The following is a 13,382-nucleotide window of genomic DNA, read 5'->3' as shown; positions in this document are numbered from 1 at the left end:
TATCGACTATAGTTAATGCACAAGCATTAATAAGAAACCCAAGCTTAGGCTTGGGTTTTTTTATGTCCGTAATTTAGTCACTTTGCTGTAATTGGAGTATTTCGGCCCAGATACTTTCAGCTTCAGCGGTTAAGAGGGCATAGCCTTTGATGTCGCCACGGCGCTGTGCATGCATAGCCTCCTCTAGTTTCTCATCATATTGCTTACGTAACTTTTTCTGTGGGTCTTTCTTAAAAATGCTAAACATGGCGTTTGTCCAAATAATAATTACCTTTTTGTACGTTTATTGAGTGATAAACGATCTGTTTATATTTATGGGTAAAGCAACGCTTAAAGTTATTGACCTCAACCCAGCTTGAGGTTTTATCTTGGCTGCACTTACTACAATTAATCAGGACTTTACATGACGACGTTACCTAGCGACCATATTGCAGATTATCTTCTCCAGCTTGGACTACCAGACAACTTGAGTGGTTTAGAGCTAGTATCTCAATTGCAAATAAGGCATTTAGCTGAATTTAGCTTTAGCAGTATTAACGCATTATATGGTGATTTTTTATCGCTTGAAGAAACAGACGTGTTTACCCGGGTGATCACTAATCGTCAAGGAGGGTATTGTTTTGAGCATAATAAGATTGCTTGTATGGCACTTGCTCACCTTGGGTTTAAAGTGCGCCCTGTACTAGCGCGGGTGATGGTCAATGGTCTTGATACTAACCCCAGAACACATCGTATGACATTACTTACAATAGCTGGGCGTGATTACCTCATTGATGTTGGCTTTGGAGTGAAAACCCCGATTTTACCACTGCCAATTAATCATAATAATTCGCTAGAGCAGGGGGGGAATCAGTATCAAATTGAACGTAAAGGGCAAGCAGTTAAAGTCAGTATTCAGGCTCCTGAGCAGATTGATTTGTATGAGGTCGATTTAGGAATCGTCTATGAAGGGGATTGTGATGTGGCGCATTTTTACAGCCATCAACACCCAGAAGCGGGATTTGTGAATAACTTGGTGGTATCACGTATTGACCGTGGACAGCGTCATTTGATCCGCAACTTACACTATTTAGTTTGGAATGAGCATACCGGTGAACATACCCAGTGTGATATTACCGGAACTCAGCAGCTACAGGGTTTATTACAAGCGCACTTTAGGCTACAAGTGAGTATGCCTGTGATTGAGAAAACTTTTGCTAAGGTGTATGAAAGAGTAAATCAACAGCGCTAGTATATGAATAGATTTTGCTCGAGAACTAAGGTAGAGTCTTGGCATATAAATTCGGTGATATGAAACCAAAAAGGATGGTTGAAAAATATGCGCAAACCGTTATATATATTAGCTTTGGCATTTAGCTTATCGGCATGTACTAGCTTAGTTGAAAAAGGTGACAAGTTATACCAGCAAGGCTTATATCAACAAGCGGCTGCGCTTTATGAGCAAGCATTGGCTGAAGATGCTGAAGACATTAAAGCGCAACAAGGTTTAGCGGTCGCAAGAAATAAAATCGTTGATCGTGGCTTAATCGAGGTAAGAATGCTGCGTCTAGCCGGAAATTTTACCGGTGCAGCACAGAAATTAGAAACTATCTTACGCAATCAATCTAAATGGAGCTTAGAGTCATTTGGAGCCCAAGCTGCCACTCAAAGTGAAGAATTGGGTCATATGAATAGGTGGCTGAGCAAAGAAGCTAAGAGCTTGTCCAATAGCCAACAACCAGACCGGTTTCGATGGTTCGAAAGTCAATATGCATACTTGCTAAACAATGCACAAATGAGCGATGAACTCACGCAGTATAAAGTGCAGTTAAATCAGGATGGTAAATCGCGCTGCTTGTCGCTTGCTGAGCATGTTCATGGTCAGCGCTTTTATTTACGTCAATTTGTACATAAATACTGTCTAGCATGGCATCAACCCGTGTCACTTAAGCTAGACAATTATGATCAAAGCCGTTTTAACAGGGTGCGTTTTGATACGCAGCTGAATTTAGGTTCGTTCGAGAGTACAGCACAGCGTTATTTAGTGGAAAACACCCTCATTGATATGCGCAACGCGTTTCAAAAAAGCTTATGGTATACCTCACAAGCAAAGCAGAGTGCGCGCTTTCAATTTAGCACCGATATTACTTACGACCGTCAAGTCAGGCATACTCAGCAAGAAAAGCGTTACATGGTGACAGAATCACGAGTTGACCCACAAAATAGTGAAAAACGGATTGAGGTTGATATCGAACGTGTCTACATTTATCCGATAAGTGAATATCAAGAGTATTACACAGTGCGGTTGGGCTACAAAGGTATGATGGCAGGACAAATGGTGAGCCATCAACACTCCAGCAGTGAAGTTAACTCGACAAAGAGTCATACTGCGAATTACAAAGAAGCACAAATAAAGCCGTTAGCAGCCAATTTCTTGAACTTAACTGAGTTATTAAAGGTACAATTAAGGCCGTTACAAGGCCAGTATACATCGGATTTGAATGCACTTTGGAAACTGCAATATTGTCAGCATTCTGCCGCTGAGTCGGTGGCTGAAAATGCGCTGCGATGTGGCAAAATTAACCCGAACGAAGATTTTGTCAATCATTGGTTCAGGCAGGAGTTCGGCGTAGATTATAAAGCGATGCAATCGTTGTATTCTTTATAGCGTGATAAGTATAATAAAAAGGCACCGAGCGGGTGCCTTGTTATTTTAGGATGTTTATAAAAGCGGTTAATCTACCAATCTAGAGACAATAAAATAGGGGTTTAAATAGCTGTCTTTTTGATTGTAAGTCATTGGGCTGCCATCGACTTGAGTAACTGTAGCCCCTGCAATTTCGGCCACCGCATGACCTGCTCCGGTATCCCATTCAGACGTTGGCCCTAAGCGTGGGTAAACATCGGCACTGCCTTCTGCAACTAAACACAGTTTTAAAGAACTGCCCTTAGGTACCATTTCTACGTCATCAAATTTTTCCAAATAGGCCGCAAGATCTGGTGAAAGATGCGAGCGAGAACCAACTACATTAATTCTACCCGTGTTGGCCTTATGCGTTACCTTAAGCTCTATGCGTGCTTCACCACATTCACGAAATGCACCAATGGCTTCAGCTGCTAAATAGCTGACATTAAGTGCTGGCGCGTGGACCACGCCTAAAATGGGTTTACCAGCTCTTATAAGAGCGATATTAACGGTAAACTCACCATTTTTCTTAATAAACTCTTTGGTGCCATCAATCGGATCAACCAACCAGTACTCATCCCACATTTGGCGAGTCTTCCAGGGGATATGTGCACTTTCTTCACTGAGTATTGGTGTGTTAGGTGTGAGCTTGTTGAGGCCCGCTACAATCACCTTGTGAGCCGCAATATCCGCTTCTGTTACTGGGCTTTCATCTGCTTTGTACTCGACTGCAAAGTCTTTCGCGTAGATTGGCATAATAGCCTCACCTGCTTGACGGCTGAGATGTAAAACTTCTTCGAGCAGATCCGTTTGATTCATAAGTTATCCTATGATGTTTTTTTCTTTTAAATACGCTACCAGTTGTGTGACTGATTGGTCTAGCGAATTTTTACTAGTATCTAATACGATCTCAGGCTGAGTTGGGATCTGATAATCTGAATCAATACCAGTGAAGTGTTTAATTTCGCCTGCTCGCGCCTTTTTGTATAACCCTTTTGGATCTCGCTGTTCACAGATATCAAGCGGGGTATCTAAAAACACTTCGATAAATTCACCGTCATCAAGTAAATCACGCACCATGTCTCGCTCTGCTTGAAAAGGGGAAATAAAAGCGGTGAGTACCACTAAGCCAGCATCAGCCATCAATTTACTGAGCTCACCCACGCGACGAATATTTTCAACACGGTCAGCGTCACTGAACCCCAAATCTTTACATAGACCGTGACGGACATTATCGCCATCAAGTAAATAGGTGTGCACACTTTGCTGATGTAGCGCGCTTTCTAACGCGCCTGCAACCGTGCTTTTACCTGAACCAGAAAAACCGGTAAACCATAATACGCAGGGCTTGTGGCCTTTATGTTCGTTACGTTTGTCTTTATCAACGGCATAGTTATGCCAAACTACATTTTCGTCCATTATATGTGCCTACTAAAACGGAAAGACCATAGGTATCAGAGTCAAAACCGTAATTGAATAAATAATTGAGAGCGGCAAACCCATCGCGACATAATCTTTAATACGATAGTTACCTGCGCTGTATACCATTAGGTTTGTTTGATAACCAAATGGCGATATAAAACTGGCTGATGCGCCAAATGCGACGGCCATGACAAAAGGTAAAGGATTTACCCCAAACCCTGCGGCGAGTGCATAAGCAACGGGAAACGATAAAGCTGCGGCAGCATTGTTAGTAATAAGCTCGGTGAACACCACGGTCATCACAAATATAGCGATAAAGGCGCCATATGGCCCAAAATCACCCAATAAGAAAAAGAGTGCATCAGAGATTTGTGCTGCGAGGCCCGTGCCGATCATCAACTTTGCTAGACCAATGGCACTTCCTACAATAGCAATGAGTTCAATTGGGAAGCGACGTTTGAGCTCACCGACTTTAATCGTGCCCATAAATACGAGTGCGACTAGCAGTACTAATAGGCCTTTCACCAGCGGGACGATGTCTAAAATACTCAGACCTAATATACCCACAAAGCTCATAAGAACAATATTAGATTGTTGGGGCTTAAGGTGAGTTTGTAAGTCCAAACCTGAGATATAAACAAATTCACGCTTTAAATTCGGTAGCTCATAAAATTGGCTGCCTGGGGCCAGAATAAGGGAATCGCCAGCTTGTAATTGAACCTGACCTAATCCACCTTGAAGGCGGTCGTGGCCGCGACGTATGGCAATGACAGCGGCATGAAACTGTTCTCTAAAACGTACTTCTTTGACTGTTTTACCAATATATTTGGATGACTGGCTAATGACCACTTCGACTAAATGTTCAACGTCTTTTTCATGTTTATCATGGACGATTTTCAAGCCATCAAAACGTGTTAATAGTGGTACAGATTTGATGTCGCCGACGAACAGTAATACATCACCAGCGAGGATTTCTTGTTGTGGGGTGACCGCACAAATACGGCGTTCTCCCCGAATAATCTCGGCTAAGAAAAGGTCTTTAAGATCTCGTAAGCCATTTTCTTCAACCGTTCGGCCCACCAATTTAGAGTGTGCTTGGATTTTGCCTTCAAGATAAAAAGGCACCACCTCTTGGTCTGATTTACCATTGTCCGGTAAATATTTAAGCAGCACCATAATGGTTAATAAGCCAACGAATAACGCCCCCAAGCCAACTAGGGTGAAATCAAAAAAACCGAGTGGTTGCATACCTGCATCCACGGCAAAGCCATTGACGATGAGGTTGGTCGATGTACCAATGAGCGTAAGCGTGCCACCTAATATTGCGGTATAAGATAATGGCAATAAAAGCTTGGACGGCGAATGCGTAGGGCTGTCTTTAATTGCGGAAATTAAAGATGCAACAACGGCGGTATTGTTAGTAAAAGATGATAAAAAAGCAGTTGAGAGGCCTAGCTTCATCACTGATTTTGTTAGACTGCCTTTCGCTAACGACTGCGCTAACTTTTGTACTAAGGTCGTTTTTTCAATCGCGACTGACACAAGGATCAATAAGATCAGTGTTATTAGAGAGGGATTGGCATAATTCACCAGCATATTTTCAAGGTCAATTAAGCCTGTTAGATAGCTGGTGACAATAGCACCTACAAATAACCATGCGGGTTTTAGTTGGGTGCCAAATAAGCACCCAACTAAAGTCAGCATTATACCTGTTAAAATGATTTGTTCGTACATCCTAGAATGCTCCTAATAACAGGTATGGCGACATTATTTTAACTTAGAAATGTCGAGTGCTTGCCAGTGTGGGAAGTGCTTACGAACAAGACTATTAAATTCAACTTCAAATTCACTGAATTGTGACTGATTTGCAGTCTGTTCGCTCAATAGCGCTTCTATCATACCTGCACCCACGGTTAGGTTTGATAATCTATCAATTAAGATAAACGAGCCCGTATCACGGTTATTGCGATAGCTATCAGCCACAATACTTTCAGTTAGCTCTAATGTCACAACGGCAATTTCGTTGAGCTGCAAACTGTCAGCGGAGCCATGCTCTAATGTATTCACATCAATGGTGTAATCAATTTTCTTGACTATTGCAGCAGTATTTTTGCTGCCGAGCTTAAAGTTATAGCTTTTACCCAGTACGAGTGGTGCTTCGTGCATCCACACTAACTGTGCCTGTACTTGGTTCGTTGCAGCCGCACTTGCATATGCAGCAACAATGACATCACCACGGCTAATATCAACTTCATCATTTAAGGTGATCGTAAATGCTTGGCCTGCTTCTGCTTTATCTAAGTTACCATCAAATGTAACGAGCTCTTTAATTGTAGATTGCTTACCAGAAGGCAATACCTTTACCGCTTGACCTGCTTCTAATGCACCTGAAGTTAACGTACCTTGGAAGCCTCTAAAATCCAGGTTAGGGCGCACAACATATTGAACTGGGAAGCGCGCTTCAAAGTCGGTGTTTGCCGCGGCTGCAGGTGAGTCTTCAAGTAACTCTAACAGTGGCTTGTCAGTATAATAAGGTGTGTGCTCTGAGCGAGTTACAACGTTGTCACCTTTGAGTGCCGACATTGGAACGAATTTAATATCCGTTACATTTAACTGCTCAGCAAACTTTAAATATTGTGTTTTGATGCGCTCAAAAACGGCTTCGTCAAAATCACAAATATCCATTTTATTGATAGCAACCACAAATTGTGTAATGCCCAGTGAATCACAGATAAAACTATGACGTTTAGTTTGAATTTGCACACCGTAGCGGGCATCAACCAAGATAATGGCCAAGTCGCTGGTAGACGCACCCGTTACCATATTACGGGTGTACTGCTCATGCCCCGGAGTATCGGCAATAATAAACTTGCGCTTGGTCGTCGAGAAGTAACGATATGCGACGTCAATGGTAATACCTTGCTCACGCTCGGCTTGCAATCCATCGACCAATAACGCTAAATCTAGGTCTTCACCCGCATTACCAACTTTCTCATTGTCTTTATGAAGTGCAGCAAGCTGATCTTCATAAATTTGGTGGCTGTCATGGAGTAGGCGACCTATTAATGTTGATTTGCCATCGTCTACGCTGCCACAAGTCATCATGCGCAGCAAACTTTTATCTTGCTGGCGTGCTAGGTAAGCGTCAATACCGAGTTCTTTTACTTCATTTGCAGTCGTCATTTAGAAATACCCCTCACGTTTTTTCTTCTCCATTGACCCTGATGAGTCATGGTCAATGACACGGCCTTCACGTTCAGATGATGTGGACAGTAGCATTTCTTCGATAATTTCTGTTAGCGTACTGGCCGTAGATTCAACCGCACCGGTGAGTGGATAACACCCTAGCGTGCGGAAACGCACAGACTTCATTTGTGGTACTTCACCTTCTTCTAGTGGCATACGTTCATCATCGACCATGATAAGCGTCCCATCACGTTCAACCACAGGGCGTTCTTTGGCAAGGTATAGAGGAACCATGTCGATGTTTTCTTGATAGATGTACTGCCAAATATCAAGCTCAGTCCAGTTAGACAGTGGGAATACACGAATACTTTCGCCTGGGTTAACTTGGCTGTTATAGGTATTCCATAGCTCTGGACGTTGATTTTTTGGATCCCAACGATGGTGCTTGTCGCGGAATGAGTAAACGCGCTCTTTAGCACGAGACTTTTCTTCGTCACGACGGGCACCACCAAATGCAGCATCAAAGCCGTATTTATCTAGGGCTTGCTTTAAGCCTTGCGTCTTCATAACGTCAGTATGTTTCGCTGAACCATGAGTAAAAGGGCCCATACCCATTTCAATCCCTTCCGGGTTTTTATGGATTAATAGGTCGAAGCCATATTCTTTTGCAAGACGATCACGAAACTCAATCATCTCACGGAACTTCCAGTTTGTATCCACGTGTAGTAGTGGGAATGGAATTTTAGCTGGGTAAAACGCTTTTCGCGCTAAATGCAAAAGTACCGAAGAGTCCTTACCTATTGAGTAAAGCATCACTGGGTTTTCAAACTCAGCGGCGACTTCGCGAATAATCTTTATACTTTCAGCTTCAAGTTGCTGAAGGTGTGTTAAAGCCATTGTCGTCGTCCTACTTAAAATAATAAAAAATCGTTATAAAAATGTGCTTATGCCACATCAGTTAAAGGTTGTGCAAAGCTACTTATTTGCGCTGAGCTGCCAAACCATGCCAGCTGTTCATGTAATGCTGCGACTTCACCGATGATCAATAGAGCCGGTGATACAATGTGATGTTGCTCAATTTGCTGAGCTAAATCCTCAAGGTGCGTGCGCACAACACGTTGTTCTTTTCTGGTACCATTTTCAATAATAGCGACTGGAGTACTGGCATCACGGCCATACTTAATGAGCTGCGCTTGAATATGCGGCGATTTTAGCACGCCCATATAAATGGCCAAAGTTTGGTTCGGTTTTGCTAAAGAGGGCCAATCAAGCTCTTGCCCGTCTTTTTTACAGTGACCAGTAACAAACTGAATTGCTTGAGCGTGGTCTCGGTGTGTCAGTGGAATACCTGCATAGGCGCTACAGCCTGCTGCTGCTGTGATCCCTGGAACAATTTGATAGCGTACATCGTGCTGTGCTAGTACCTGTACTTCTTCACCACCTCGACCGTAAATAAAAGGATCGCCGCCTTTGATACGGCACACTTTTTTACCTTGGCGTGCTAAGTCGACCAACAGCTTATTGGTGTCCTCTTGTTTGACGCTGTGATTACCTAAGCGCTTCCCAACACAAACTAAATCGGCATCTCGACGCACTAAATCCATGATTTCGTCAGACACTAAGTAGTCGTAAACAACAACATCTGCCTGCTGCATTAGTTGCAATGCTTTTAGAGTCAGTAATTCTGGATCTCCAGGGCCTGCGCCAACAATGTACACTTCCCCTTCAGGCTCTGCTTTGGCATCAAGCATGTCGTATAATTGCGCTGTTGCGCCTTGAGTATCCCCAACTTGTACTTTGCTTACGACGCTTGAATCAAACACACCTTCCCAAAATTGACGTCTATCAGCAAAATGTTTAAAGCGTGCTTTGACATTGTCTCTAAAGCTGCCGACCAATGTTGCCAATGGAGCAATATGCTGAGGAATAAGGGTTTCGAGTTTTTCGCGCAAGCGTCTGGCTAAAACGGGTGCGGTGCCTGCACTTGAAATAGCAATGGTAATTGGATCTCTATCAACAATAGAGGGAAATATAAATGTACATTTTGGTTGGTCGTCCACCACATTAACAAAGATATTACGCTTATTGGCTAATTCGAACACGGTGTTGTTCACAGATTCATTATCAGTTGCAGCGATGACCAGCATTTTGCCGTCTAAGTGAGATTCGTCAAAATAAGCCTGAGTGAGAATCACTTCATTGTTAGCAGCATGTTCTAATAGCTCACTGCAAAATTCTGGCGCGACCAATGTGACTGACGCCCTGGCTTTTAAAAATGCACGGCACTTTCTCAGTGCAACATCACCACCCCCGACGACGAGCACCGGTTTGTTATCAAGCTTGGTAAATATTGGTAAATATTGCACGATGGAAACCCCTTAGTAATACGTGATGCTTCGGCTAACATAACGGCTGTTGGTTGCTAGCAGATATGCAGAATATAGTGGGGCTAGGATATGAAAAAAGAATTTAAATTAAATTGTTATAACTAAAAGTTATATAGGGTTAGTGATTTAGACCTAAGGCTTGATTTACAAGGCTATACATCAATTTACTACTGTAAATAGTGCCTTATAGTGTTTGGTTATGAGTTATGCATGGCGATGCTATTCGTCGTAGGTGCTTTTAAACTTTACTGGTTGCGGACAAATGTCCTGTGGCGAGAGCGTGTAATGCATTTTACTAACTTTGAGAAAATGATGAATGGACTTGAATGATGACAGAATATGCAATGGCTCAGCAGGCGCTTGCTGTAATGGATTTAACCTCGTTAAATGATGATGATTCGACTGAACAGATCACGGCATTAATTAAGAGTATTGATAAGCGTTATGTTCCGCCGGCTGCTATCTGTGTGTTTCCGCAATTTATTGCGCATAGTAAAAAGAAGCTGTTAGATCGAAATTTACAACATGTCAAAGTGGCGACGGTGACAAATTTCCCTGAAGGAGAACAATCTATAGAGTCTGTTTTAAGGGCGACAGAACACGCCTTAAATGAAGGCGCAGATGAAATAGATTTAGTCCTGCCTTACAAACAATTATTGGCTGGCGACCCCGATACACCCTGGCAGTATGTATACTCTAGTAAAGCGTTATGTAGAAATAAGGCGGTGCTAAAAGTTATTATCGAAAGTGGCCAATTGCAATCACCCTATCTTATTGAACAAGCCACAGAAATTGCTGTCCTTGCCGGTGCGGATTTTGTGAAAACAAGTACAGGAAAAGTGCCGATAAACGCAACACTTGACGCAACCAAGGTGATCCTTGAAACCATCAAAAAGACGAAAAAGGAGGCGGGTTTTAAAGCTGCCGGCGGGGTGAAGACGGTTGCTGTTGCTCAGCAATATATTTCGCTTGCAGAGGAAATTATGGGGCCAACATGGGTTTGCAGTCAGCATTTTAGATTGGGGGCATCGAGTTTGTTAGAGGATGTGTATCGTGTTTTACATATCGATAGGAAACCATAAGATAGGTGCTAATTTGTTTAAAATACAGTCAATGAAAGAAAGTTAGTGCAATGAATTTTGCTTTTGCATATCTTTTACTCTTGTTTTCAATTTGTTCGTCAGTATAATGGGCGTCCACTTTGCAGGGGCGTAGTTCCAATTGGTAGAACAGCGGTCTCCAAAACCGATGGTTGCGGGTTCGAGTCCTGCCGCCCCTGCCATTCATATATTGATGAGTCCAAATCTAAAATAAGGTGTTGGTTTCTTACATATTAGCGCTTATTTATACATTTGGATTTAATGGATTAACCCTGCCTTGGTGCAGGGTTGTTGTGTCTGTATTTAAGGTAAATTTATTATGAGCACGAATGTTGAAACGCCGTCAAACTCGATGGACATGGTTAAATGGTTAGTTGCAATCTCATTACTGACTGGTGCAGTAGTAGGGAACTACCTATACGCTGATATGTCAGTGTTAGTACGTGCAGTTGGTGTTGTAGTTGCAGTTGCCGCAGCATTGGGTATTGCTGCTACTACAGGTAAAGGAAACACGTTCATTGCGTTTGCAAAAGAAGCTCGCATTGAAGTTCGTAAGGTTGTTTGGCCAACGCGTCAAGAAACGACACATACAACATTTATTGTAATGATTGCGACTGTGATAATGGCGCTGATCCTTTGGGGTCTAGATGGCCTGTTATTCCGAGTTGTTGGCTTTTTAACTGGATTGGAGATCTGATCCCATGTCGGATGAGAACAAAGAAAAGAAATTACGTTGGTACGTAATTCAGGCGTTTTCAGGATATGAAAAACGCGTAGCTCAAACCATTAATGAGCATATTAAAATCGAAGGTTTAGAAGAAAGCTTCGGTGAAGTACTGGTTCCAACAGAAGAAGTTGTCGAGATGCGCGCTGGTCAAAAGCGTAAGTCTGAACGTAAATTCTTCCCAGGTTATGTACTTGTAGAAATGGATATGAACGATGCGAGCTGGCACTTAGTGAACAGCACGCCTCGTGTTATGGGCTTTATTGGCGGTACATCAGACCGCCCAGCACCAATAAGCAAAAAAGAAGCAGACCGCATTCTTAACCGCTTAGAAGAGAATGCTGAAGCACCAAAACCTGCAACGCTGTTTGAAGTGGGTGAAGTGGTTCGTGTAACCGATGGCCCATTTGCAGACTTCAGTGGTGTGGTTGAAGAAGTGGATTATGAGAAGAGCCGCGTTAAAGTGTCTGTTCTGATCTTTGGTCGTTCAACACCAGTTGATTTAGACTTTGGACAAGTAGAAAAAGATAAGTAAGGTATTTTTAATAACCTTACTTGAAAAAGGCCGCTGGTTAACTTATAATCAGCGGCCTTTTTGTATTCGGACTTTTACCTCTGTGTAAAAGTAGCGGTCAAAAAGTTTTTTATTAATTTGGGAAGCCGCTTGAGTACGCGTCCTCGCGCGCACAAGGCTAAGACCCACCTAATGAGGTATTATCATGGCTAAAAAAGTTGAAGCTCTAATCAAGCTACAAGTTGCTGCTGGTATGGCTAATCCAAGCCCTCCAGTAGGTCCTGCACTAGGTCAACACGGTGTAAACATCATGGAATTCTGTAAAGCGTTCAACGCACGTACTGAATCAATTGAAAAAGGCGCACCAGTTCCTGTAGTAATTTCAGTTTACAATGATCGTTCTTTCACGTTCGACATGAAAACTCCACCTGCTTCTTACCTTCTTAAGAAAGCGGCTGGCATCAAGTCTGGTTCAGGCCGTCCTAACACTGAGAAAGTGGGTACTGTTACACGTGCTCAACTTGAAGAGATCGTTGAGACTAAACGTCCTGACCTTACAGCTGCAGATTTAGACGCAGCGGTTCGCACTATCGCAGGTTCTGCGCGTGCGATGGGCTTGGATGTAGAGGGATAATATAATGGCTAAACTTACTAAACGTATGCGTACTATCCGCGAGAAAGTGGAAGTAACTAAAGATTACGAAATCAACGAAGCAGTTGCGCTTCTTAAAGAGCTAGCGACAGCTAAGTTCGTTGAAAGTGTTGACGTTGCTGTTAACCTTGGTATCGATGCACGTAAATCTGACCAAAACGTTCGTGGTGCTACGGTACTACCACACGGTACTGGTCGTGAAGTGCGCGTTGCTGTATTCACTCAGGGTGCAAACGCTGATGCTGCTAAAGAAGCTGGTGCTGATTTAGTGGGCATGGAAGAACTTGCTGAGCAAGTTAAAAAAGGCGAAATGAACTTTGACGTTGTTGTTGCTTCTCCAGATGCAATGCGCGTTGTTGGTCAACTAGGTCAGATCCTAGGTCCACGTGGTCTTATGCCTAACCCTAAAACTGGTACTGTCACACCTAATGTTGCAGAAGCAGTTAAAAATGCTAAAGCTGGTCAGGTTCGCTACCGTAACGATAAGAACGGCATCATCCACACTACTATCGGTAAAGTGGATTTCACAGCTGTTCAGTTACAAGAAAACCTTGAGTCTCTACTTGTAGCGCTTAAGAAGGCTAAGCCTTCACAAGCAAAAGGTGCTTACCTTAAGAAAGTAAGTATCTCTACAACTATGGGTGCAGGTGTTGCTGTAGACCAAGCTACTCTAAATACGCTAGTATAAGTTTTTAGAAAATAGCATTTACATGGCGTAAAATTTGTACTATA

Annotated in this window: 14 protein-coding genes and 1 tRNA gene; 8 read left to right on the top strand and 7 right to left on the bottom strand. The window is 42.8% G+C overall.

Annotated elements, in window-relative coordinates; all coding sequences use genetic code 11:
• Nucleotides 1–73 precede the first annotated feature (73 nt).
• Nucleotides 74–247, bottom strand: coding sequence for a DUF6435 family protein (locus CWC18_RS00870; RefSeq protein ID WP_138592922.1), 174 nt, complete (start codon nt 245–247; stop codon nt 74–76).
• 156 nt (nt 248–403) lie between these two features.
• Between CWC18_RS00870 and CWC18_RS00865 the strand changes: the two genes are divergently transcribed.
• Entirely contained in the window at nt 404–1,231 is an 828-nt protein-coding gene (locus tag CWC18_RS00865; RefSeq protein WP_138674492.1) for an arylamine N-acetyltransferase family protein, read from the top strand.
• Between the two features lie 87 nt (nt 1,232–1,318).
• On the top strand, nt 1,319–2,647 hold the full coding sequence (locus CWC18_RS00860; protein ID WP_138674491.1) for a hypothetical protein: 1,329 nt from the start codon (nt 1,319–1,321) through the stop codon (nt 2,645–2,647).
• A gap of 66 nt (nt 2,648–2,713) precedes the next feature.
• Here the strand turns inward: CWC18_RS00860 and cysQ are convergent, their stop codons facing one another.
• The 6 genes from cysQ to cysG are packed head-to-tail and all read right to left on the bottom strand — an operon-like array spanning nt 2,714 to nt 9,639.
• Nucleotides 2,714–3,484, bottom strand: coding sequence for a 3'(2'),5'-bisphosphate nucleotidase CysQ (gene cysQ / locus CWC18_RS00855; RefSeq protein WP_138674490.1), 771 nt, complete (start codon nt 3,482–3,484; stop codon nt 2,714–2,716).
• Nucleotides 3,485–3,487: 3 nt separating this feature from the next.
• Nucleotides 3,488–4,084 (bottom strand): adenylyl-sulfate kinase, encoded by a 597-nt coding sequence (gene cysC, locus CWC18_RS00850; protein WP_138592918.1) that lies wholly within the window; start codon nt 4,082–4,084, stop codon nt 3,488–3,490.
• Between the two features lie 12 nt (nt 4,085–4,096).
• The gene (locus CWC18_RS00845; RefSeq protein WP_138592917.1) at nt 4,097–5,821 is read right to left on the bottom strand and encodes an SLC13 family permease; all 1,725 of its coding nucleotides are present in this window, start codon (nt 5,819–5,821) and stop codon (nt 4,097–4,099) included.
• Nucleotides 5,822–5,854: 33 nt separating this feature from the next.
• Complete coding sequence (cysN, locus tag CWC18_RS00840) at nt 5,855–7,270, bottom strand: sulfate adenylyltransferase subunit CysN (protein ID WP_138674489.1); 1,416 nt, start codon at nt 7,268–7,270, stop codon at nt 5,855–5,857.
• Entirely contained in the window at nt 7,271–8,170 is a 900-nt protein-coding gene (gene cysD, locus CWC18_RS00835) for a sulfate adenylyltransferase subunit CysD (RefSeq protein WP_010367630.1), read from the bottom strand.
• Nucleotides 8,171–8,217: 47 nt separating this feature from the next.
• Nucleotides 8,218–9,639, bottom strand: a complete 1,422-nt coding sequence (gene cysG / locus CWC18_RS00830; RefSeq protein WP_138674488.1) for a siroheme synthase CysG — start codon at nt 9,637–9,639, stop codon at nt 8,218–8,220.
• A 350-nt stretch (nt 9,640–9,989) separates the two neighbouring features.
• On the opposite strand from cysG, the gene deoC reads away from it, so the two are divergent.
• From deoC to rplA, 6 genes are all read left to right on the top strand, one after another.
• Nucleotides 9,990–10,742, top strand: a complete 753-nt coding sequence (gene deoC, locus CWC18_RS00825) for a deoxyribose-phosphate aldolase (RefSeq protein ID WP_138674493.1) — start codon at nt 9,990–9,992, stop codon at nt 10,740–10,742.
• A gap of 123 nt (nt 10,743–10,865) precedes the next feature.
• Nucleotides 10,866–10,942, top strand: a tRNA-Trp gene (locus tag CWC18_RS00820).
• A 137-nt stretch (nt 10,943–11,079) separates the two neighbouring features.
• The gene (gene secE / locus CWC18_RS00815; RefSeq protein WP_010367635.1) at nt 11,080–11,457 is read left to right on the top strand and encodes a preprotein translocase subunit SecE; all 378 of its coding nucleotides are present in this window, start codon (nt 11,080–11,082) and stop codon (nt 11,455–11,457) included.
• 4 nt (nt 11,458–11,461) lie between these two features.
• Entirely contained in the window at nt 11,462–12,019 is a 558-nt protein-coding gene (nusG, locus tag CWC18_RS00810) for a transcription termination/antitermination protein NusG (protein ID WP_138592914.1), read from the top strand.
• Between the two features lie 184 nt (nt 12,020–12,203).
• Nucleotides 12,204–12,632 (top strand): 50S ribosomal protein L11, encoded by a 429-nt coding sequence (gene rplK / locus CWC18_RS00805; protein ID WP_010367640.1) that lies wholly within the window; start codon nt 12,204–12,206, stop codon nt 12,630–12,632.
• 4 nt (nt 12,633–12,636) lie between these two features.
• Nucleotides 12,637–13,338 (top strand): 50S ribosomal protein L1, encoded by a 702-nt coding sequence (gene rplA, locus CWC18_RS00800; RefSeq protein WP_138592913.1) that lies wholly within the window; start codon nt 12,637–12,639, stop codon nt 13,336–13,338.
• Nucleotides 13,339–13,382 lie beyond the last annotated feature (44 nt).

Source organism: Pseudoalteromonas aurantia (assembly GCF_005886875.1).
GTDB classification, from domain to species: Bacteria; Pseudomonadota; Gammaproteobacteria; order Enterobacterales; family Alteromonadaceae; genus Pseudoalteromonas; species Pseudoalteromonas aurantia_A.
The sequence above is the reverse complement of the archived record's forward strand: the minus strand, read 5'-3'. Positions and strand labels throughout refer to the sequence as shown.